The sequence below is a fragment of the Xanthomonas sp. LMG 12460 genome, assembly GCF_009192895.1.
GTDB classification, from domain to species: Bacteria; Pseudomonadota; Gammaproteobacteria; order Xanthomonadales; family Xanthomonadaceae; genus Xanthomonas_A; species Xanthomonas_A sontii.
This window is the reverse complement of the sequence record NZ_NKUH01000073.1, coordinates 32,108-53,853: the sequence shown is the minus strand read 5'-3', so window position 1 is coordinate 53,853 and position 21,746 is coordinate 32,108. Positions and strand designations below refer to the sequence as shown.

At 70.7% G+C, this 21,746-nt stretch carries 19 protein-coding genes and 2 tRNA genes; 17 read left to right on the top strand and 4 right to left on the bottom strand.

Annotated elements, in window-relative coordinates; translation table 11 throughout:
- The first annotated feature begins 35 nt into the window (after positions 1 to 35).
- The 17 genes from kdsB (at position 36) to CEK66_RS14685 (ending at position 17,636) form a co-directional block, all read left to right on the top strand.
- Positions 36 to 815: a 3-deoxy-manno-octulosonate cytidylyltransferase gene (gene kdsB, locus CEK66_RS14765; protein ID WP_152237408.1), complete on the top strand. Its 780-nt coding sequence runs from the start codon at positions 36 to 38 to the stop codon at positions 813 to 815.
- A complete protein-coding gene (locus tag CEK66_RS14760) occupies positions 812 to 1,300 on the top strand; it encodes a low molecular weight protein-tyrosine-phosphatase (RefSeq protein ID WP_017917314.1) in 489 nt (162 codons plus the stop codon). The genes kdsB and CEK66_RS14760 overlap by 4 nt, the downstream gene beginning before the upstream one ends.
- Positions 1,297 to 2,718, top strand: a complete 1,422-nt coding sequence (locus CEK66_RS14755; RefSeq protein ID WP_152237407.1) for a redoxin domain-containing protein — start codon at positions 1,297 to 1,299, stop codon at positions 2,716 to 2,718. The genes CEK66_RS14760 and CEK66_RS14755 overlap by 4 nt, the downstream gene beginning before the upstream one ends.
- Positions 2,715 to 4,574 carry an excinuclease ABC subunit UvrC gene (gene uvrC / locus CEK66_RS14750; protein WP_152237406.1) on the top strand — a complete coding sequence of 620 codons (1,860 nt, stop codon included), beginning with the start codon at positions 2,715 to 2,717 and terminating at the stop codon, positions 4,572 to 4,574. Before CEK66_RS14755 ends, uvrC begins: the two co-directional genes overlap by 4 nt.
- A 9-nt stretch (positions 4,575 to 4,583) precedes the next feature.
- The gene (gene pgsA, locus CEK66_RS14745) at positions 4,584 to 5,219 is read left to right on the top strand and encodes a CDP-diacylglycerol--glycerol-3-phosphate 3-phosphatidyltransferase (protein WP_017912639.1); all 636 of its coding nucleotides are present in this window, start codon (positions 4,584 to 4,586) and stop codon (positions 5,217 to 5,219) included.
- Positions 5,220 to 5,255: 36 nt separating this feature from the next.
- A tRNA-Gly gene (locus CEK66_RS14740) sits at positions 5,256 to 5,331 on the top strand.
- A gap of 524 nt (positions 5,332 to 5,855) precedes the next feature.
- Complete coding sequence (locus CEK66_RS14735; RefSeq protein ID WP_052250961.1) at positions 5,856 to 6,863, top strand: UDP-glucuronic acid decarboxylase family protein; 1,008 nt, start codon at positions 5,856 to 5,858, stop codon at positions 6,861 to 6,863.
- On the top strand, positions 6,850 to 8,007 hold the full coding sequence (locus tag CEK66_RS14730) for an NAD-dependent epimerase/dehydratase family protein (RefSeq protein WP_226978620.1): 1,158 nt from the start codon (positions 6,850 to 6,852) through the stop codon (positions 8,005 to 8,007). The genes CEK66_RS14735 and CEK66_RS14730 overlap by 14 nt, the downstream gene beginning before the upstream one ends.
- Entirely contained in the window at positions 8,004 to 10,124 is a 2,121-nt protein-coding gene (locus tag CEK66_RS14725) for an NAD-dependent epimerase/dehydratase family protein (protein ID WP_152237405.1), read from the top strand. The genes CEK66_RS14730 and CEK66_RS14725 overlap by 4 nt, the downstream gene beginning before the upstream one ends.
- A complete protein-coding gene (locus CEK66_RS14720; protein ID WP_150408919.1) occupies positions 10,121 to 11,083 on the top strand; it encodes a zinc-binding dehydrogenase in 963 nt (320 codons plus the stop codon). Before CEK66_RS14725 ends, CEK66_RS14720 begins: the two co-directional genes overlap by 4 nt.
- Complete coding sequence (locus CEK66_RS14715; RefSeq protein ID WP_043095832.1) at positions 11,080 to 12,093, top strand: Gfo/Idh/MocA family oxidoreductase; 1,014 nt, start codon at positions 11,080 to 11,082, stop codon at positions 12,091 to 12,093. The genes CEK66_RS14720 and CEK66_RS14715 overlap by 4 nt, the downstream gene beginning before the upstream one ends.
- Entirely contained in the window at positions 12,083 to 13,246 is a 1,164-nt protein-coding gene (locus CEK66_RS14710) for a glycosyltransferase family 4 protein (RefSeq protein ID WP_043095831.1), read from the top strand. The genes CEK66_RS14715 and CEK66_RS14710 overlap by 11 nt, the downstream gene beginning before the upstream one ends.
- The gene (locus tag CEK66_RS14705) at positions 13,243 to 14,367 is read left to right on the top strand and encodes a glycosyltransferase (protein WP_017912646.1); all 1,125 of its coding nucleotides are present in this window, start codon (positions 13,243 to 13,245) and stop codon (positions 14,365 to 14,367) included. Before CEK66_RS14710 ends, CEK66_RS14705 begins: the two co-directional genes overlap by 4 nt.
- Positions 14,360 to 15,451 (top strand): glycosyltransferase, encoded by a 1,092-nt coding sequence (locus CEK66_RS14700; RefSeq protein WP_226978619.1) that lies wholly within the window; start codon positions 14,360 to 14,362, stop codon positions 15,449 to 15,451. Before CEK66_RS14705 ends, CEK66_RS14700 begins: the two co-directional genes overlap by 8 nt.
- Positions 15,448 to 16,566, top strand: coding sequence for a glycosyltransferase (locus CEK66_RS14695; protein ID WP_052250951.1), 1,119 nt, complete (start codon positions 15,448 to 15,450; stop codon positions 16,564 to 16,566). The genes CEK66_RS14700 and CEK66_RS14695 overlap by 4 nt, the downstream gene beginning before the upstream one ends.
- Positions 16,553 to 16,825, top strand: coding sequence for a hypothetical protein (locus CEK66_RS14690; protein WP_017917327.1), 273 nt, complete (start codon positions 16,553 to 16,555; stop codon positions 16,823 to 16,825). Before CEK66_RS14695 ends, CEK66_RS14690 begins: the two co-directional genes overlap by 14 nt.
- Before the next feature lie 31 nt (positions 16,826 to 16,856).
- A complete protein-coding gene (locus tag CEK66_RS14685) occupies positions 16,857 to 17,636 on the top strand; it encodes a TIGR04290 family methyltransferase (protein ID WP_017912651.1) in 780 nt (259 codons plus the stop codon).
- A gap of 77 nt (positions 17,637 to 17,713) precedes the next feature.
- Here CEK66_RS14685 and CEK66_RS14680 read toward each other — a convergent pair whose 3' ends face one another.
- The 4 genes from CEK66_RS14680 to CEK66_RS14665 form a co-directional block, all read right to left on the bottom strand.
- Positions 17,714 to 19,045 (bottom strand): sigma-54 dependent transcriptional regulator, encoded by a 1,332-nt coding sequence (locus CEK66_RS14680; protein ID WP_152237404.1) that lies wholly within the window; start codon positions 19,043 to 19,045, stop codon positions 17,714 to 17,716.
- Positions 19,046 to 19,269: 224 nt separating this feature from the next.
- Entirely contained in the window at positions 19,270 to 19,854 is a 585-nt protein-coding gene (locus CEK66_RS14675; RefSeq protein ID WP_152237403.1) for an SOS response-associated peptidase family protein, read from the bottom strand.
- A gap of 147 nt (positions 19,855 to 20,001) precedes the next feature.
- Positions 20,002 to 21,291 (bottom strand): divalent metal cation transporter, encoded by a 1,290-nt coding sequence (locus CEK66_RS14670; RefSeq protein WP_193312668.1) that lies wholly within the window; start codon positions 21,289 to 21,291, stop codon positions 20,002 to 20,004.
- A 192-nt stretch (positions 21,292 to 21,483) separates the two neighbouring features.
- Positions 21,484 to 21,557: transfer RNA gene (locus tag CEK66_RS14665), tRNA-Cys, on the bottom strand.
- Positions 21,558 to 21,746: the final 189 nt, after the last annotated feature.

The following is a 21,746-nucleotide window of genomic DNA, read 5'->3' as shown; positions in this document are numbered from 1 at the left end:
CGGCGCACGCGCGCCGCTGCCGGCGCCACCCGCGCATGAGCGCCGCCGTGCCGCCGTTCGTCGTCGCCATCCCGGCCCGCTACGCCGCCTCGCGGCTGCCGGGCAAGCCTTTGCGTGCGCTCGGCGGCGAGCCGCTGGTCCGCCACGTGGCGCGGCGTGCGCTCGCCGCCGGTGCCACCCAGGTGTGGGTGGCCGCCGACGATGCCCGCATCGCCGCCGCCGTGGCCGACCTGGACGGCGTGCATGTGGCCAATACCTCTGCCGACCACGCCTCCGGCACCGACCGCCTGGCCGAGTGCGCCGACATCGCCGGTTGGGACGATGTGACCCTGGTGGTCAATCTGCAGGGCGACGAGCCGTTCGCACCGGTGGCCGGCATCGTCGCGGTGGCCCGGACCCTGGCCGACAGCGGCGCCGAGATGGCGACCCTGGGCACGCCGGTGGACGCGGCCGAGCACCTGTTCGATCCCAACGTGGTCAAGCTGGTGCGCAGCGCCGCCGGCGATGCGCTGTACTTCAGCCGCGCGCCGATCCCCTGGCACCGCGACGCCTTCGCCGCCTCGCAGACGCAGTTGCCGCTACCCGGCCCGTGGCTGCGGCATATCGGCATCTACGCCTATCGTGCCGGCTTCCTGCGCCGGTTCGCGGCGATGCCGCCGGGCACGCTGGAGCGGATCGAGTCGCTGGAGCAGTTGCGGGTGCTGGAAGCCGGGTTCCGCATCGCGGTGGCGTTGTCGCCGGCGCCGTTCCCGCCGGGCGTGGACACGCCCGAGGATCTGGCGCGCGCCGAGGCCTACCTGCAGGGGCAGGCATGAAGCTGCTGCTGGTGTGCCTGGGCAACATCTGCCGTTCGCCGATGGCCGAGGGCGCGCTGCGCCACCACCTGCAGCGCTCGCCGCTGGCGAGTGTGGTGGAGGTCGACTCGGCCGGCACCGGCGACTGGCACCGCGGCGAGCCGCCGGACCGGCGCGCGGTCGCCTGCGCCGCCGCCCATGACGTGGACATCGCCGGCCTGCGCGCCCGGCAACTGCGCGACCGCGACTTTGCCGAGTTCGACTGGATCCTGTGCGCCGATGCGGCCAACCTGCGCGACGTGCGCCAGCGCGCCCCGGCGGCGGCGCACGAGCGCGTGGCGCTGTGGCTGCCGTGGGCCGGGGTGCACGGCCACCGCGAGATTCCGGATCCGTACACCGGCGGCAGCGCCCAGTTCGAGCAGGTCTGGCAACTGGTAGACGAAGCCGCCGCCGGCAGCGTGGCGCGACTGTCCGTCGACCTCGGCTCCGGCATAATCGGCCGATGAATTCCATCGCCGCCCTGGAACTCCCCGCGTCCGGCGCCTGGCTTAACGCCGAGCCGATCCGCCTGCGCGATCTGCAGGGGCGGGCGCTGGTGCTGGCCTTCGTCAATGCCGCCTCGGTGTGGTGCGCGCAGCGTCTGGCCGAACTCGGCCAGTGGCAGGCGCGCAATCCCGGACGCCTGCAGGTGATCGTGGTGCAGGTGCCGCGCTTCGACAGCGAGCGCGAGCCGCAGCGGGCGCTGAAGCTGCTGCGCAGCCAGGGCGTGTCCGCGCCGGTCCTGCTCGATGCCGATTGGGCCGCCTGGCAGCGCTTCGGCGTCCAGGCCTGGCCGACCCTGGTGCTGATCGACGCCGGCGGCGTGGAGCGCGAGCGCCTGGTCGGCATCGGTGGCGCGGAACTGGACAAGGCGCTGCACGCGCTCTGCGCCGGGCAGCCGCTGCCGCTGGACGAGGACCTGCGCGACGCCCGCGAGACCCAGCCGGAGCCGCGCCTGCCGCTGCGCTTCCCGACCGGCCTGGCGGTGGCCGAGGATCGCCTGTACGTCGCCGACAGCGGCCATCACCGCATCCTCGAATGCAGCACCAGCGGCCGCGTGCTGCGCCAGTTCGGCATCGGCACCGCCGACTTCATCGACGGCGCGATCGGCGAGGCGGCGTTCCACCGTCCGCGCGGGCTGGCCCTGGAGCGCGGCGTGCTGTACGTGGCCGACACCGGCAACCATGCGCTGCGCCGGATCAACCTGCTCACCGGCCAGGTCGACACGCTGTGCGGCAACGGTCGCGCCGGCGAGCCGGTCGAAGGCCCGGTGGAGCAACCGCTGCTGGCGCCGCTGAACCATCCGCAGGACGTGGTGATCGCCGACAACCAGGTGCACCTGGCGATGGCCGGCGACAACCGCATCTGGAGCTACGATCTGGGCAGCCGCAGCCTGCGCTGGCGCGCCGGTGCCGGCGCGCTGGAGCTGCGCGACGGCAGCGGCCACCTGGCCGCGTTCGCGCAGCCGTGCAGCCTGGCCGCGGTGCAGCAGGTGCTGTACGTGTGCGATGCGCTGGGCTCGGCGGTGCGCTCGATGCAGTTGCGCGGCGACCTGGTGCAGACCCTGCTCGGCGGCCAGGGGCCGTGGGATTTCGGCAATGAGGACGGGCCGCGCAGCCGCGCCCGCCTGCAGTTCCCGCAGGCGATCGCGCTGAGCCCGGACGCGCCGCTGCTGTGGATCGCCGACAGCGGCAACGGCAGTCTGCGCAGCCTGCGTCTGGGCGGCGGCGAACTGTCCACCGCGGCCTTGCCGCGGCGCCTGCATGGCCCGGGCGGGTTGGCGGTCAGCGCCGGCACGGTGTGGATCGCCGAGACCGATGCGCATGCGGTGCTGCGCTACGACATCGCCAGCGGCGAACTGCGCGACCTCGCGATCGGCGAATGAGTACCCCCGCATTGCCCGCGTTCGACGGCAAGGCCTTTGCCGCCAACCTCAGTACCGCGCCCGGCGTCTACCGCATGTACGCCGCCGACGACACCTTGCTCTACGTCGGCAAGGCCGGCGCGCTGCGCAAGCGCGTGTCCAGCTACTTCAGCGGCTCGCCGAAGAACGCGCGGACCATGGCCATGCTGGCGCAGGTGGCGCGCATGGACGTCACCGTCACCCGCAGCGAGGGCGAGGCGCTGCTGCTGGAAAACCAGCTGATCAAGTCGCTGTCGCCGCGCTACAACGTGTCGCTGCGCGACGACAAGAGCTATCCCTACGTGCTGCTGACCCGCGAGGAGTGGCCGCGGATCACCCTGCACCGTGGCCCGCGCGCGGTGCCCGGGCGCTATTTCGGGCCGTATCCCGGCGTCACCGCGGTGCGCGAGACGCTGAACCTGATGCACAAGCTGTTCAAGCTGCGCAGCTGCGAGGACAGCGTGTTCCGCAACCGCTCGCGGCCGTGTTTGCAGTACCAGATCGGCCGTTGCAGCGCGCCGTGCGTGGCGCTGGTGGCGGCCGACGAGTACGCCGAGGCGGTGCGCCGCTCCACGCTGTTCCTGGAAGGGCGCAGCGACCAGCTCGGCGAGGAATTGGTGCAGGCCATGCAGGCCGCCAGCGAACGTCTGGAGTTCGAACGCGCCGCGCGCCTGCGCGATCTGCTGGGCTCGCTGCGCAGCATGCAGAGCCGGCAATATGTGGACGGCCGTGCCGCCGACCTCGACGTGCTGGCCTGCGCCACCCAGGGCGCTAACGCCTGCGTGCTGCTGCTGGCGTTCCGCGACGGCCGCAACCTCGGCACCCGCGCGTTCTTCCCCAAGACCAACGGCGAGGACAGTGCCGCCGAGGTGCTGGGCGCGTTTGTGTCGCAGTACTACGTCGAGCACGCGCCGCCGCGCGAGGTGCTGCTGGACCGCGAGATTCCAGACGCCGAGCTGATCGAGGCGGCGCTGAGCTCGGCCGCCGAGCGCAAGGTGCAGTTGAAGTGGAACGTGCGCGGCGAGCGCGCCGGCTACCTGGAGCTGGCCAGCCGCAACGCCCAGGCCACCTTGGTCACCGAACTGACCAGCCGCAACGCCCAGCACGCGCGCAGCGAGGCGCTGCGCGAGATGCTCGGCCTGGCCGAGCCGGTCAAGCGGGTGGAATGCTTCGACATCAGTCACACCATGGGCGAGGCCACGGTGGCCTCGTGCGTGGTGTTCGACGCCAGCGGCCCGGTGCGCAGCCAGTACCGGCGCTACAACATCAGCGGCATCGGGCCGGGCGACGACTACGCGGCGATGCGCCAGGCGATCGAGCGCCGCTTCCGCCGCGCCGCCGAAGGCGAGGGCAAGGGCGACGTGGTGCTGCCGGACGTGCTGCTGATCGATGGCGGCGCCGGCCAGCTGGCGCAGGCCACCGGCGCGCTGGCCGACCTGGGCGTGGACGGGGTGCTGCTGATCGGCGTGGCCAAGGGCGCCGAGCGCCGCGCCGGCCACGAGACCCTGGTGATGCCGGACGGGCGCGAACTGCGCCCGGGCGCGGCGTCGCCGGCGCTGCAGTTCATCCAGCAGGTGCGCGACGAAGCGCACCGCTTCGCCATCACCGGCCACCGCGGGCGCCGCCAGAAGGCGCGCATGACCAGCAAGCTGGAGGATATCCCCGGCATCGGCCCGCGCCGCCGCGCCAGCCTGCTCAAGCATTTTGGCGGGCTGGCCGGACTCAAGGCCGCCGGCGAGGCCGAGATCGCGCGGGTGGAAGGCATCAACGACGCACTGGCCGCACGAATCTACGCTAACCTGCACGGACTGCCGGTGCCCGATCCGGCAGGCGAGTAGAGCAGCGCAATGAAGTTGACCATCCCCACCTGGCTCACGCTGCTGCGGATCGTGATGATCCCCGTGCTGGTGCTGGTGTTCTATCTGCCGTACACCTGGACCAACTTCGCCTCGGCGGCGATCTTCGGCCTGGCCGCGTTCACCGACTGGCTGGATGGCTGGGTGGCGCGGCGCTACCACCAGTACTCCGCGTTCGGTGCGTTCCTGGATCCGGTGGCCGACAAGCTGATGGTGGCGGTGGCGCTGTTCCTGATCGTGCAGGGCCACCCGACGCCGTGGATGGCGTTCTGGGCGGCGGTGATCGTCGGCCGCGAGATCGCGGTGTCGGCGCTGCGCGAGTGGATGGCCGAGATCGGCCAGCGCGCCAAGGTGCGCGTGGCGATGATCGGCAAGATCAAGACCACCGCGCAGATGGTGGCGCTGCTGTGCCTGCTGTACTCGGTGATGCCCGACGGCTCGCCGCCGGAGAGCGTGTGGATGGGCTTGTTCATCTTCCACGTCGGCGACTGGACCCTGGCGATCGCGTCGATCCTGACCCTGTTGTCGGGCATCCAGTACCTGCATGCGGCCTGGCCGAGCCTGCGCGACGACGAGCGCGCGGCGATGGCGGAAAAGAACGCGAAAAAAATCGAAGGCAACGGTTGACAGGCTGCGTGGTCCCGGTAGAATTCGCGGCCTCAAGCGGGAATAGCTCAGTTGGTAGAGCGCAACCTTGCCAAGGTTGAGGTCGCGAGTTCGAGTCTCGTTTCCCGCTCCACATTCAGCAGTACCGACATCCAGTGCAGATGCACAGGATGTCCGAAAAAGGGCTTCGGCCCTTTTTTCATGCCTGCATGCCGGCCGAAGCCACGGCGCTCGCCTGACCCGGGGCATGGCGCATCGCCGGTGCGGATGCGCCGTCCCGATTGTCGTGCCAGCCGCGCGGAGGCGAGAACGTCCCGCCTCCCTCACTGCGGCCCCGTTGGCCGAGCATTCGCGACCGTTGCAGCATGGGCCGCGCCGCTGGCGCAGGTTACGCGCTGACGCGGCCCCAGCCCGGCAATTTTTTCCTTCGCGCCTTGCAGGCGCGCGGCTGACTTCACGTCACGCCCACGCGCGCATGCACGCATTGCGTACGCGTCGGTCACAGAACGGGACAGGCCGTCGCCGAAACGTCCGCGGCATCGCGCGCAGCGACGCCGTCCGCCGCATTGCGCTGCGGTTTCGCCGGTACTTGGCACGCGATTTGCGCTGAGTCTCCCACGCCAGGCGATGACGCCCGGCCTCTGCGAGGAGTCGATGATGGATGGCGCAATTCCTTCCCCTACTACCCAAGCGCCACCGCGCGCGTTGGTCGCCGGCGGTGCCGGCTTCGTCGGCGCGCATCTGTGCGAGCGTCTGCTGGACGACGGTTACGACGTCACCGTGCTGGACAACCTGCTGACCGGTTCGCTGGACAACATCGCGCACCTGCTGGCGCGTCCGCGTTTCCGCTTCGTCGCCCACGACGTAGTGCAGCCGTATCAGGCCAAGGTCGACTGGGTGTTCAACCTGGCCTGCTGCGCGTCGCCCACGCATTACCAGGCGCGTCCGCTGCACACCCTGCAGACCTGCCTGGAAGGCGCGATCAATCTGCTGGAGGTGGCGCGCAGCAATGGCGCGACCATCTTCCAGGCCTCCACCAGCGAGGTCTACGGCGAGCCGGAAGTGCATCCGCAGCGCGAGGACTATCGCGGCGCGGTCAGCCCGATCGGCCCGCGCGCCTGCTACGACGAGGGCAAGCGCTGCGCCGAAGCGGCGTTCTTCGACTATCACCGTCTGTATGCCACCGACATCAAGGTCGGGCGCATCTTCAACACCTACGGGCCGCGCATGCGCAACGACGACGGCCGGGTGGTGTCCAACCTGATCGTGCAGGCGCTGCGCGGGCAGCCGCTGACCCTGTACGGCGACGGCAGCCAGACCCGCTCGTTCTGCTACGTCTCCGATCTGGTCGAGGGCATCGTGCAACTGATGCGCAGCCCGCGCGGCTGGACCGGCCCGGTCAACCTCGGTAACCCGCACGAGATCACCGTGGCCGAACTGGCGCAGCGCATCCTCGCGCTGACCGGCTCGTCCTCGCACATCGTGCGCCGGCCCATCCCCAAGGACGATCCGACCCGGCGTTGTCCGGACATCGGGCTGGCGCGGCGCGAGCTCGGCTGGGAACCGCGGGTGGCGCTGGACGAGGGCCTGCGCCGCACCATCGCCTGGTTCCAGGCGCATCTGCACGACATCCCGGACCTGGAGGTGGAACGTGACTGTGCATGAACTCAGGAGCAGCGCCAGCCGCGCGCACGCCGGCAAGCGCGTGCTGATCACCGGTGGCGCCGGCTTCGTCGGCTCGCATCTGGCCGACGAACTGCTTGTCCACGGCTACCGGGTGCGGGTGCTGGACAACCTGTGCGCGCAGGTGCACGGCACGCAGGCCGCGCGACCGGCGTATCTCGCGCAGGACGTGGAGCTGATGGTCGGCGACGTCTGCGATCCGGTGGCGGTACGGCTTGCGCTGCGCGATGTGGACGGGGTGTTCCACCTCGCCGCGGCGGTCGGCGTGGGCCAGAGCATGTACCAGATCGCACACTACACCCATACCAACAATCTCGGCACCGCCGTGCTGCTGGAAGCGCTGGTGGAGCGACCGGTGCAGCGGCTGGTGGTGGCGTCGAGCATGAGCATCTACGGCGAGGGCGCCTACGTCGATGCCGACGGCACGCCGGTGCCGGTGCGCGAGCGCCCGCTGGCGCAACTGCGCCGTGCGCAGTGGGAGCCGAGCGTGGACGGGCGCCCGCTGCAGCCGGTGCCGACCGACGAACGCAAGCCGGCCGAACCGTCCTCGGTGTACGCGCTGTCCAAGCTGGACCAGGAGCGCCTGTGCCTGATCGTCGGCCAGGCGTATGCGATCCCGACCACCGCGTTGCGCTTCTTCAACATCTACGGCACGCGCCAGGCGCTGTCCAATCCCTACACCGGCGTGCTGGCGATCTTCGCGGCGCGGTTGCTCAACCGCAAACCGCCGGTGATCTTCGAGGACGGTGCGCAACGCCGCGACTTCGTCCATGTCAGCGATGTCGCGCGCGCCTGCCGCCTGGCCTACGAATGCGAGAGCGCCGCCGGCCTGGCGCTCAACGTCGGCAGCGGCCAGGCGGTCAGCATCAACGAAGTGGCGCAGCGCATCGCCGCGGCGATGGGCATCGACGATCTGCCGCCGCAGGTCTCCGGCAACTACCGGGTCGGCGACATCCGCCACTGCTTCGCCGATATCGCGCTGGCCCGCGAACGCATCGGCTATGCGCCGCAGGTGGACCTGCAGCAGGGCCTGGAGGAACTGGTGGAGTGGCTGCGCGAGCAGACCGCCGCCGACGGTGTGGAGGCGGCCAATGCCGAGCTGGCGCGGCGGGGGTTGCAGGGATGAGCGCACAGGCACGCGAACGGCTGGCCGAGATCGGCCTGATCGAATGGTTGCGCATCGGCGACGAGGATGCGGTGCATGCGCTGCTGCACGACATGCGCGAGCTCGGGGTGCGCCGGCTGCGCACGCAGTTCTCCTGGGCCGACTGGCACACCGCCGAAGGCGAGCGCTGGTACGCCTGGCTGATGCCGCTGCTGAGCGCCCACTGCGAGGTGCTGCCGTGCTTCTGCTACACCCCGCCGTCGCTGGGGCTGGAGCCGCGCACGGCGTCGCCGCCGCGCGACAGCAAGGCCTTCGCCGATTTCATCGACCAGGTGGTGGATCGCTTCGGCGCCGGCTTCGAGTGGATCGAACTGTGGAACGAGCCGAACAACCTCAACGACTGGGACTGGCACCTGGACCACGACTGGCAGCGCTTCGCCGAGATGATCGGCCAGGCCGCGCACTGGGCGCACCAGTTGGGCAAGAAGACCTTGCTCGGCGGCATGTGCCCGACCGATCCGAACTGGCTGGCGCTGATGGCGCAGCGCGGGGCGTTGGCGCATATCGATGCGGTCGGTGTGCACGGCTTCCCCGGCACCTGGGATTTCCGCCGCCGGCCGTGGGCGGAGGTGCTCGGCGACGTCCGCGCGGTGCTGGCCGCGCACGGTCTGCAGCCGCAGGTCTGGCTCAGCGAGACCGGGTATTCGACCTGGCGGCATGACGAGATCGAGCAGGTACGGCAGTTGCGCGAGACCCTGGATGCGCCGGTGGAGCGGCTGTACTGGTATGCCGCGCGCGATCTGCACGGCAGCATCAGCCACCAGGACGGTTTCCACGAGGACGAGCGTCACTATCACTTCGGCCTGCGCGACGAGCGCGGCCGCGCCAAGCTGCTGTACCGGCTTTGGGCCGAGCAGGGCTACGACGGCATCCAGGCGCTGGCGTCGCTGCACCATGAGCACGGCGCCAACCTGTCGCGCGCGCCGCGCCCGGACCTCGCGTCGGCGCCGACGGTCGCGCCACGCGCCGACGCGCGCGCGCCGGTCCACACCCTGCCGCGGACGCGTGGGCAGGATGCGGTACTGATCACCGGCGGCGCCGGCTTCATCGGCACCAATCTGGCCGCGCGCCTGCTCGACAGCGGACGCCGGGTCATCGTCTACGACAACCTGTCGCGCCCGGGCGTGGAGCACAACCTGCAGTGGCTGCGTCGCCACTATCCCGGCGAGCGTCTGCAGGTGGAGGTGGGCGACGTGCGCGATCGGCATCTGCTCGGCGATGCGGTGGCGCAGGCGGCGCAGGTGTTCCACCTCGCCGCGCAGGTGGCGGTGACCTCCAGCCTGGAGGATCCGTCGCACGACTTCGAGGTCAACCTGCGCGGCACCTTCAACGTGCTCGAGGCGATCCGCGGCGCGCGGCGCCCGCCGCCGCTGCTGTTCACCTCCACCAACAAGGTCTATGGCGCGCTGGACGACGTCGCTCTGGAAGCCGACGCGCAGCGCTACCAGCCGAGCGATCCGCTGCTGCGCGCGCGCGGCATCGACGAGCGCCGCGCGCTGGATTTCCACAGCCCCTACGGCTGCTCCAAGGGCGGTGCCGACCAGTACGTGCTGGACTATGCGCGCAGCTTCGGCCTGCAGGCGGTGGTGCTGCGGATGAGCTGCATCTATGGCCCGCACCAGTGCGGCAACGAGGACCAGGGCTGGGTCGCGCATTTCCTGATCCGCGCGTTGCAGCAGCAGCCGATCACCGTGTACGGCGACGGCCGCCAAGTCCGCGACCTGCTGTTCGTCGACGATCTGGTGGAGGCGTTCCTGCAATGCCAGGCGCAGATGCCGCGGCTGTCCGGGCGGGCGTTCAACATGGGCGGCGGCCCGGCCAATGCCGCCAGCCTGCGCGAGGTGCTGCGGCGGATCGAGGTCCTGGTCGGCCATCGCCTGGAGCTGGCGCACGCCGCGCCGCGGGTCGGCGACCAGCGCTACTACGTCTCCGACACACGCGCCTTCGCCGCGGCCACCGGCTGGTCGCCTCGCGTCGGCGCCGATGCCGGCATCGCGCGCCTGCACCGTTGGCTGCACACGCAGGCCGAGCGCGCCGTACCTGTTTCCCCACCGCAACGGAGGATCCACGCCGCATGAACAGCATGCATGCCGCCGTCTTCGAAGGCCCAGGCCGCATCGTCACCCAGCGCCAGCCACGCCCCGAACCTGCGCCGCAGCAGGTGCGGGTGCGCCTGCACGGCTGCGGCGTGTGCGCGTCCAATCTGCCGGTGTGGGCCGGCCGGCCGTGGTTCGCCTATCCGTTCGAACCAGGTGCGCCCGGCCACGAAGGCTGGGGCGAGGTCGACGCGGTCGGCGCCGAGGTCCGCGACTGGGCGCCGGGCGATCGCGTCGCGCTGCTGTCCGGCCGCGCCTATGCCGAGTACGACATCGCCGAACCCGACGCGCTGGTGCGCTTGCCACCGGCGCTGTCCGGTCTCGACCTGCCGGGCGAGCCGCTGGCCTGCGCGATGAACATCCTGCGCCGCAGCGACATCCGCCCCGGGCAGACCGTAGCGGTGGTCGGCGTCGGCTTCATCGGCGCGCTGCTGATCCAACTGGCCACCGGGCTGGGTGCGCAGATGATCGCGCTGTCGCGGCGCGAGTACGCCCTGCAGGTCGCACGCGAGTGCGGCGCTAGCGCAACCCTCGCCACAGAGGATCGGTACGCGGCGATCGGCGCGGTGCACGAACTCACCGGCGGCAGCGGCTGCCTGCGGGTGATCGAGGCCGCCGGCGAGCAGGTCACCCTCGACATCGCCAGTGCGCTGTGCAGTGAAGGCGGGCGCCTGGTCATCGCCGGCTACCACCAGGACGGCCCGCGCCAGGTCGACATGCAGCAGTGGAACTGGCGCGGCCTGGACGTGGTCAACGCGCACGAGCGCGATCCGCGGGTGGCGTTGCGCGGCCTGCAGGAGGCGGTGGAGGCGGTCGCCGACGGGCGCCTGGATCCGTTTCCGCTGTTGACCCACCGCTATGCGCTGGACCGGTTGCCGCAGGCATTCGCGGACATGGAGGCGCGCCCCGAGGGCTTCCTCAAAGGCGTGGTGCTGGCATGAACGCGTGGGCGCAACCGCGGTGGCGTGCACCGCGACTCGGCTTTCTTGGCGTCGGCTGGATCGGACGCGCGCGCATGCGCGCCCTGGCCGACAGCGGGCTCGGCGAGGTGGTGGCGATCGCCGATGCCAGCGCGACGGCGCTGCACGACGCACGCCAGGACGCACCGGCCGCGGACCTGCTGCCCGACCTGGAGGCGCTGCTAGCGCGTGAGGACCTGGACGGTGTGGTCATCGCCACGCCCAGCGGTGCGCACGCCGCGCAGGCCGCTGCGGCGTTGCAGCGCGGCCTGGCGGTGTTCTGCCAGAAGCCGTTGACCCGCACAGCGGCCGAAGCCGAGCAGCTGCTGGCGCTGGCGCAACGCCACGACCGTCTGCTCGCGGTGGATTTCAGCTATCGCTTCGCCAAGGGCATGGCGACGCTGCGCGAGCAGATCGCGCAGGGCGCACTGGGCGAGGTGTTCGCGATCGACCTGCTGTTCCACAACGCCTACGGCCCGGACAAGGACTGGTTCTACGACATCGCCCGTTCCGGCGGCGGCTGCGTGATCGACCTGGGCATCCACCTGTTGGACCTGGCGATGTGGCTCACCGGCAGCGGCGGCCACCACGACCTGCAGGCGGCGCTGTACGCGCAGGGCCGGCCGCTGACCCGGCCGGTGCGGCAGGTGGAGGACTACGCCAGCGCGCAGTGGCGCATGGACAACGGCGCCAGCGTGCGCATGGCCTGTTCCTGGCGCCTGCCTGCCGGCTGCGATGCGGTGATCCAGGCGCATGTGTACGGCACCGGTGGCGGCGCGGCGCTGCGCAATGTCGACGGCTCGTTCTTCGACTTCGCCGTGGACCGTTTCGACGGCACGCGCTGCGAGCGCCTGGCCTCGCCACCGGATGCCTGGGGCGGGCGCGCTTTGCTGGACTGGGCCGAGCGCTTGGGCGCCGACCCCGGGTTCGACCCGGCGGCGCTGCAGTTGCTCGAGGTCGCCCGCACTGTGGATGCGCTCTATGGACGCTGAGCGGCCGCTGCGGATCCTGATGACCGCCGACACCGTCGGCGGCGTGTGGCAGTACGCGCTGAGCCTGTGCCGCGTGCTGACCGCGCAGGGCGATCGCGTGGAACTGGCGACGATGGGCGCGACCCCGACGCCGGCGCAGTGGCGAGAGGCCGCGGCGATCCCGGGGCTGCGTCTGCACGCCAGTGGCTACCGGCTGTTGTGGATGGCCGATCCCTGGGCCGATGTCGCCGCCGCCGGGCGCTGGCTGCAGGCGCTGGCCGCGCAGGTGCGGCCGGACGTGGTGCATCTGAACGACTATGCGCATGGGACGCTGGCGTGGCCGGCGCCGGTGCTGATGACCGCGCATTCCTGCGTCGGTTCCTGGTGGCAGGCGGTGTGCGGCGAGGCATTGCCGCCCGAGTGGGATCACTACCGCGCCACGGTCGCCGCGGGCCTGGCGGCGGCCGATCACGTGGTCGCGCCGACCCAGGCAATGCTTTCGGCGTTGCGTGCGCAGTATCCGCTGGACACGCCATGCAGCGTGATCGCCAACGGCGCCGTGCCGCTGTCGCGGCCGGTGCCGGCCAGCGCCAAGCGACCGCTGGTGCTGGCGGCGGGGCGGCTGTGGGACGAAGCGAAAAATCTGCGGACGCTGGCGGCGGTCGCACCGCGATTGCCGTGGGCGCTACGCATCGCCGGCGAGGCGGCGCATCCGGACGGCGGCAGCGCGGCGATCGCGCAGGCGCTGCTGCTGGGCCAGCTGCCGCCGTCGCGCCTGCGCCGCTGGATGGCACGCGCCAGCGTGTATGCGTTGCCGGCGCGCTACGAACCGTTCGGGTTGTCGGCGCTGGAAGCCGCGCAGGCCGGCTGCGCGCTGCTGCTGGGGGACATCCCCAGCCTGCGCGAGGTCTGGGGCGAGGCGGCGCTGTACGTCGCGCCGGACGACGCGCAGGCGCTGACGGCGCAGTTGCAGCGCCTGATCGGCGATCCGCTGCTGCGTCAGCGCATGGCCCGGCGCGCGGTCGCGCAGGCGCGCCGCTACACCGCCACTGCCATGGCCGCGGCCTATCGCCAGCGCTATCGGGCGCTGATCGCGCATCGCGGCACGCCGCGCGTGACCGGACGGGCCGGCCCGCCGGTCCCCATGTTCTCCTCGATCGGAGTCGGTGCATGAACTTCGTGCTGTTCTATCACTCGCTGGTGTCGGACTGGAACCACGGCAATGCGCATTTCCTGCGCGGGATCGTCGCCGACCTGCAGGCGCGCGGGCATGCGGTGGCGGTGTACGAGCCGCACGACAGCTGGAGCCGCGCGCAACTGCAGGCGGAGGAGGGCGAGGCGCCGTTGCAGGCCTTCGCGGACGCCTTTCCGCAGCTGCGCAGCACGCGCTACGACCTGGCCACACTGGATCTGGCGCAGGTGCTGGACGGTGCCGACGTGGTGCTGGTGCACGAGTGGAACGCGCCCGAGCTGATCGCGCGGATCGGCCGCGAAGCGCCTGTCGGCTGCCGCGTGCTGTTCCACGACACCCACCACCGCTCGGTCAGCGCCCCCGACGAGATGGCGCGGTTCGATCTGTCCGACTACGACGGCGTGCTCGCCTTCGGCGAGGCGGTGCGCCAACAGTATCTGCGCCACGGCTGGAGCCGGCGCGTATGGACCTGGCACGAAGCGGCGGATCTGCGCGTGTTCCAGCCGCAACTCGGGCAGGCGCAGCAGGGCGACCTGCTGTGGATCGGCAACTGGGGCGACGACGAGCGCGCGCAGGAACTGGACACGTTCCTGATCCAGCCGGTACGACGGCTGCGCCTGCGCGCGCGCATCCACGGCGTGCGCTATCCGCCGCAGGCCCTGCAGGCGCTGGCCGAGGCCGGCATCGACTATGCCGGCTGGCTGCCCAACCACCGCGCGCCGCAGGCGTTCGCGCATTTCCGCGTCACCGTGCACGTGCCGCGGCGGCCGTACGTGCGCGCGTTGCCCGGCATCCCCACGATCCGCGTGTTCGAGGCGCTGGCCTGCGGCATCCCGCTGGTCTGCGCACCGTGGGACGACGTCGAGCAGCTGTTTGCGCCCGGGCGCGATTACCTGGTGGCGCGCGACGGCGCGCAGATGCAGCGCCACCTGCACGATGTGCTGCACGACGCCGAGCTCGCCGCGGCGCTGCGCATGCACGGCCTGCACACCATCCGCACCCGCCACAGCTGCGCGCATCGTGTCGACGAACTGCTGGCCGTGCTCGCCGAACTCGACGCGCCCGCGGCGCACCCCGACCACCGGAGCCTCAGTCATGCCTAGCCCGTTGCACATCGCCTTCTTCGGTTCCAGCCTGGTGTCCTCGTACTGGAACGGCGCCGCCACCTACTACCGCGGCCTGCTGCACGCGCTGGCGCAGCGCGGCCACCGCATCCATTTCTTCGAACCCGATGCGTTCGGGCGCCAGCAGCACCGCGATATCGACGATCCGGAGTGGGCCCAAGTCACCGTCTATCCCGGTGCGGCCGAAGCGGACGCGGCGCGCGCACTGGAACAGGCACGCGGCGCCGACGTGGTGGTCAAGGCCAGCGGCGTCGGCGTGTTCGATGCGTTCCTGGAGCGCGAAGTGCTGGGCCTGCGCTCGCCGCGCACCCAGGTGCTGTTCTGGGACGTGGACGCGCCGGCGACGCTGGAGCGGGTGCAGGCCGATGCGGGCGATCCGTTCCGCGCGCAGATCCCGCGCTACGACCTGGTGCTGACCTACGGCGGCGGGCCGCGCGTGGTCTCCGCCTATCGCGCACTGGGCGCGGCCGAATGCGTGCCGATCTACAACGCGCTGGACCCCTCGAGCCACCATCCGTCGCCGGCGCAGCGGGATTTTGCCGCCGACCTGGGCTTCCTCGGCAACCGCCTGCCGGACCGCGAGGCGCGGGTGCGGCAGTTCTTCCTGGAACCGGCGCGGCGCCTGCCTGACGCGAGATTCCTGCTCGGCGGCAGCGGTTGGGACGCAGACCTGCCGGACAACGTGCGCACGCTCGGCCACGTGTCCACGCGCGACCACAACGCCTTCAACTGCAGCGTGCGCATGGTGCTCAACGTCAACCGCGACAGCATGGCGCGCTTCGGCTGGTCGCCGCCGACGCGGGTGTTCGAGGCAGCCGGTGCCGGCGCCTGCCTGATCGTCGATGCCTGGGATGGGATCGAGGCGTTCCTGACCCCGCAGTCGGAGGTACTGGTCGCGTACGACAGCGAGCAGGTGGCGCATTACCTGCAATGCATCGACGCCGCGCAGGCGCAGGCGATCGGCGCACGGGCGCGGCAGCGTCTGTTGCGCGACCACACCTACACGCACCGTGCGCGCGAGGTGGAAGCCTTGCTGGACGCGCGCCAGCGGGAGGCGGCGTGATCGCCGCGCGCGACATCGTCATCCTCGGCCTGAGCCTGCGCTCGTCCTGGGGCAACGGCCATGCCACCACCTACCGCGCCCTGATCGCCGCGCTGCAGGCGCGCGGCGACCACGTGCTGTTCCTGGAGCGCGATGTGCCCTGGTACGCCGAACACCAGGATCCACCGGCGCAGTTGCCGTGCGCGCCGGTGCTGTACGCCAGCCTCGAGGAATTGCAGGATCGGCACGCGGCCGCGATCGCGGCGGCGGACTTGGTGATCGTCGGCTCCTACGTGCCCGACGGCATCGACGTCGGCGCCTGGGTGCAGCGGACCGCACGCGGCGTGGTCGCCTTCTACGACATCGATACGCCGGTGACCGTGGCGGCGCTGCAGCGCGGCGACTGCGCCTATCTCTCGCCGGCGCTGATTCCGCACTACGACCTGTATCTGTCCTTCACCGGCGGACCGACCCTGCAACGCTTGGAACGCGTCTACGGCGCGCCGCGCGCGGTGCCGCTGTACTGCGCGTTCGATCCGGAGCAATACCGGCCGCAGCCGCAGGCGCATCGTTACGACCTGGGCTACATGGGCACCTACAGCGACGACCGCCAGCCGCCGCTGGAGCGGCTGTTGCTGCAGCCGGCGCTGGCCTGGCCGCAGGGCCGCTTCGTGATCGCCGGTCCGCTGTATCCGCCGCACATCGTCTGGCCGGACAACGTGCAGCGCTGCGCGCACCTGCCGCCGGCGCAGCATATGGACTTCTACAACCAGCAGCGCTTCACCCTCAATCTGACCCGTGCCGACATGGTGCTGGCCGGCTGGTCGCCCAGCGTGCGCCTGTTCGAAGCGGCGGCCTGCGCCACGCCGATCATCTCCGATCCCTGGGAAGGCCTGGAAACGCTGTTCGCGCCTGGCAGGGAAATCTTGATCGCACGGCGTGCGGCCGACGTACTGGGCTGGCTCCGCGAGCTGCCGGAAGCGCAGCGCATGGCGATCGGCGAGGCGGGGCGCCGCCGCGTGCTCGCCGAACACACCGCCGCGCATCGCGCGCAGGCCCTGCACGATGCCCTCGACCGCGTCGCCGACGCGGCGCCATCCACCTCCGCCAGGAGATCCTCGCATGCCCTCGCATGACGCCAAGACCACCACCGATCACGACGAGATCCGCCGCTGGGCCGAGGCGCGCGGCGGCCGTCCGGCCAGCGTGCGCGGCACCGAAGCCGACGAGGATGCCGGCGTGCTGCGCATCCTGTTCCGCGACGATGCGGCGCTGGAAGAAATCAGCTGGGACGACTTCTTCGACAAGTTCGAAGAAGAAGAGCTGGCCTTCCTGTATCAGGAGAAGACCAGCGACGGCAGCCAGAGCCGCTTCTTCAAGTTCGTCAACCGCTGAGCCGCGCTCGGCGCCTTCCCGGGAGACCGCCATGCAATCCGCCGTTCCGTCCCTCGACCCGGTCGATCCGATGCAGGCGCTGGGGCCGTGGTTCCACAACCTGCACCTGCCCGATGGCCGGCAGACCCTGCCGACGCATCCGTACGGCGATTTCCCGGCCTGCAAGTGGCGGCAGATCGCGCCGCATGTCCCGGCCGATCTTCGCGGTTGGCGGGTGCTGGACATCGGCTGCAACGCCGGCTTCTACAGCTTCGAGCTGGCCAGGCGCGGCGCCGAGGTGGTGGCGATCGACATGAATCCGCACTACCTGCGGCAGGCGCAATGGGCAGCGGCGCAGTTCGGGCTGGAGCGCCACGTGCGTTTCCGGCAGATGCAGCTGTATGCGCTGGCGCGCGAAGCCGAGCAGTACGACCTGGTGTGGATGATGGGCGTGCTGTACCACCTGCGGCATCCGCTGCTGGCCCTGGACATCGTGCGTCGCCTGTGTCGCCGCATGCTGGTGTTGCAGACCATGACCATGCCCGGCGAGGAGGTCTATCCGGCGCCGCGCGACATCGGCATGCTAGAGCGCGGGCGCATGTGCGAGCCCGGCTGGCCGAAGATGGCCTTCATCGAGCATCGCCTGGCCGACGATCCCACCAACTGGTGGGCACCGAACCATGCCGGCGTGGAAGCCATGCTGCGCAGCGCGGGGTTCGCGGTGGACGCGCGCATCGCCGAGGAAACCTACCTATGCCGGCCGCAGCAGCGGCCGCCCGGCCAGGTCGCACCGATCGAAGAGGAACTGCGCGCGGCCTGCGGCCTGGACTGATCCGCCCGGCCGCGCACTGACCGCCGTGGCTGCAGATCGCCCGGCAGGGCGCGTCGCGACGGCGCGCCCTGCCGCGCTCAGTTGACGTCACGGTCGCCGCGCGACATCAGGTTGTAGATGGTACGCACGCTGATGCCCAGGCTGCGCGCCGCCGCGGACTTGTCGCCGCCGGTGATGCGCAGGGTGCGCACCAGCATCTCCTGTTCGATCTGCTTCAGCGGCGTGCCCACGCGGAACGTCACCGCGTCGCCGGTGTTGCCGCAGTGGCAAGGCACGTCTTGCGCCATGGGCACCTCGCCGTGCAGCAGCGGCTCGATGGTCACCACCTCGCCGTCGGCACGGTAATAGCCGCGCGTCACTGCGCTGGAGAGTTCGCGCACGTTGCCCGGCCAACGGTGCCGTCCCAGCACGGTCCGCGAGAACGTGTCGAACTGCTTGCTGGTCCCATAGCGACGATTGAGCGTGTCCAGCAGCGTGTCGGCGATCAGGTGCACGTCGTCGCCGCGCTCGCGCAGCGGCGGCAACTCGATGACGTACTGCGACAGCCGGTAATACAGGTCGCGGCGCAAGGTGCTGGCCTCGCCCAGCAGGTCGCGGTGGGTGGCGGCGACGATGCGCACGTCGAGGCGGACTTCCGCGTCGCTGCCGACGCGGGTGATCGCGCCGGTTTCCAGGCAACGCAGCAGGTACACCTGCAGTTCCGGCGCCATCTCGCCGATCTCGTCCAGGAACAGCGTGCCGCCCTGCGCCTGTTCGAAATAGCCGGCGTGGCGCTGGTTGGCGCCGGTGAAGCTGCCGCGCTCGTGGCCGAACAGCTGGCTGGCGAGCAGTTCCGGCGGAATCGCGCCGCAGTTCACCGCGACCAGGCGCCCGCTGCGGCCGCTGGCCTCGTGGATGGCCTTGGCCAGCAGTTCCTTGCCGGTGCCGGTTTCGCCGGCGACCAACACCGAGATGTCCAACGGCGCGACGCGGGCGATGTCGCGCTGCACGCGCGCGATCGCCGCGCATTCGCCGACCAGGCCGAAGCGTGCCATCCCGCGCCGCGGCGGCAGGCGGTACAGGATCTGATCGAGCAGACCGTCGAACTGCGTCCACGGCAGCGGCCGCTGCAGCAGCTCCACGCTGTCGCCGGCCAGCCCGCGCCATTTCGGCATCTGCGCCTCGGTGGCCAGCAGCACCACGCGCGCGTCCGAGCGGCCGGCCAGGCCGTTGATCAGGTCCATCGCCGCGCCGCGCTCGGCGTCGCCGTCGAGCAGCAGCAGGTCGGCGCGTTGTTGCTGCAGCCAGTGCCGCGCGTGTTCGAGCGAGGGCAGGCGGGTCAGCGCCAGGCCGCGGCGCTGAGAGAAGGTGGACACATGGTCCGACAACGAACTGTTGCCATCCACGATCGCAAGCAGGGGTTTGGTCATGCGGGTTGTACTCCGCGAATCAGGTCATTCCATCGTCCTCCGCATGTGTGAGCGCAAGGCGAAAACGTCCTGATTCGAGCCCTCATCATGCTGAAGCGGATTCGGGTCGCTTCAGCAATGTGTGCAACGCGCGCGTCCATGGAGCAGCTCTGCAGCACCGCCTGTGCGCGACGCCGCATCCTGCCTGCGGCATCCGGCACATTCCCGACCGCGCGCGGCTGCGCTCAATGCATGCGCTCGGGTGGCAACGGACCGCGCAGCAGGGCATCGACGCTGACGAAGCGCCGCTGCTGCGCGACATCCAGTCGCCGCAATGCGTCCTGCCCATCCAGGTACAACCATTCGATGACGTCGTCGGCGCCGATCAGGACCGGCACTTCGTCCGGCAGTGCGGGCACTGCAGGTGCCTCGGTGAGCAGTGAGAAGCAGGAGAGATGAAAGCCCTCCTGGGTCTGCATGCTGCTGCGCAACCCGGCGGCGAACAGCGGACCCGGGTCTTCGCAGATCCAGGGGCCGCCACGCGCGGCGACGGCGCTGCGGAAGCCGGCGATCGGCACCAGGCAGCGCTGCGTTTCCCACACCGCGGTCTGCGCGCCCTGCCAGGCGCGTTCGCGACGTTCGCTGGTGATCAGCGGATCCTGCGGCGCATCGCGGCGCCCGAACAGGGCGCGCTCGTTGCGCACTTCGCCGCCCCACAGCACCAGGATCTGCGCTTGCTGGCCGGCAGCGATCTCGCTGGTACGTCCGGCGGTGACGGGATCCTGCACCGGCCAGGCGGGCAGGCGGGATTGCAGAAAGCTGAGGATCATCGCGGTGCGGCCGAAAGCGGATGCCTTGGGAACGCAGGACGCGTGCCAGCATCTTCTTCTTCCCTCCCAGTGCGTCGTTGCGCCCTGCGCCGCGCAGCCAGCGGCGCGCGCCAGCGAAAGTTTTTCAGTCGCGCAGCTTTTGCGCGCCTACCGCAGCAGCGTGACCAGCAGGCAGGCGCCGGCGGCGAAGGTCACCGTCACGGTGATCCAGCCGAGCGCGTTGGTGAGGCGGCTGTTGACGCGGCCGCGCATCAGCGTGCGGTCGTTGCTCATCCGCATCATCAGCAACAGCAACGGCGGGACCGTTATGCCTTGCACGATGCCCGACAGCACCAGCGCCTTCATCGGGTTGACGCCGAGGAAGTTCAGCCCCACCGCGATCGCCGTGACCAGCGCGATGGTGGCGTAGAACAGCTTCGCCTCGCGCGGCTGTGCGTGCAGGCTGCCCTTGTGGCCGATGCCCTGCACCAGGTCGTAGGCAGCGCCGGTGGTCATCACCGGGACCGCCAGGAAGCCCACCCCGACCACGCCCAGCGCGAACAGCCACTTGGCCGCGGGCCCGGCCAACGGCTCCAGCGCGGCCGCGGCCTGTGCCGCCGTGGCGATCTCGGTCTGGCCGGAGCGGTGCAGGGTGGCGGCGGTGGAGAGCAGGATGAAGTACAGGATGATGTTGGAGAACAGCATGCCCACCAGGACGTCGCGACGGGTGCGGCGCAGTTCGCCGGCGCTGGCGCCCTGGCGCGCGGCCACGCTGCGCCGTCCGGCGGCGATCTGTTCTTCCACTTCCTGGTTGGACTGCCAGGTGAAGATATAGGCCGACAGCGAGGTGCCGATGCAGGCGACGATCATCGACAGATACTCCCGGCTGAACTCGGCGTACGGCACGAAGGTGCCGCGCAACACCTGGCGCAGGTCGGGGCGCGCCAGCAGCGCGGCGGCCACGTAGGCGAACAGCGCCAGCGCCAGCCAGCGGAAGATCCGTTTCAGCAGGCGGTAGGACCCGAAGAATTGCAGCAGGAAGATCGCCAGCGCCGCTGCGACCACGATCGCCGGCACCGGCAGCGGGATCAGCAGGTTCAGCGCCGCGCCGATGCCGCCGAGATTGGCCGCCGCTTCGATCACGTTGCCGGCGAAGGCGAACCCGACGGCCGGGTACAGCACCCAGCGCGGATAGCGGTCGCGGATGATCGCGAACAGCCCCTTGCCGGTCACCCGCCCCAGCTTCGCCGACAGGTAGACCACCAGGTACATCATCGGCAACAGCACCGGCGCGATCCACAGGAACGCGAAGCCGTAGCGCGCGCCGGCGCTGGCGTAGGTGCCGATGGCGGACGGATCGTCGTCGGCGGCGCCGGTGACCACGCCGGACCCCAGCAGACGGAACAGCACGCGCCGCCGGGTAGGCGCGGGCTCGGCATGCGCGGCGGGTGGGGTCATCGCGATCGGCAGGTCGGGCGGAACATCGACCCTATGCAGGCCGGTCTAAATGCGGCGTCGGCGGTACTGCGTACGCGAAGTGAAGGCGGGCAGGTGCAGCGCGATCGCGGCGCCTGCGTGGGGCAGGCGATCGCACCGCAAGCCACCAACGCAAACGGGCCGCAGCAAGCGGCCCGTGGCGTCGAAACAAGATGGAGGCCTGGGTCGGAATTGAACCGGCGTACGCGGATTTGCAGTCCGCTGCATAACCACTCTGCCACCAGGCCGGTGGACTGACGTCTTGCCGCAACGCCCTGGGCGCCCGACAAAAACAAAGCCCCGCTGCCGGGGCCCTGGCGCGGGAATCGGACGCTGCCTTGCGGCTCTCGTCCAACGCGTTGATTCAAAAGATGTTTTTGAATCAGCCCGGCGCGCAACGGACTGCATTGTGTACCAAGCACCACGGCTTGGCAACC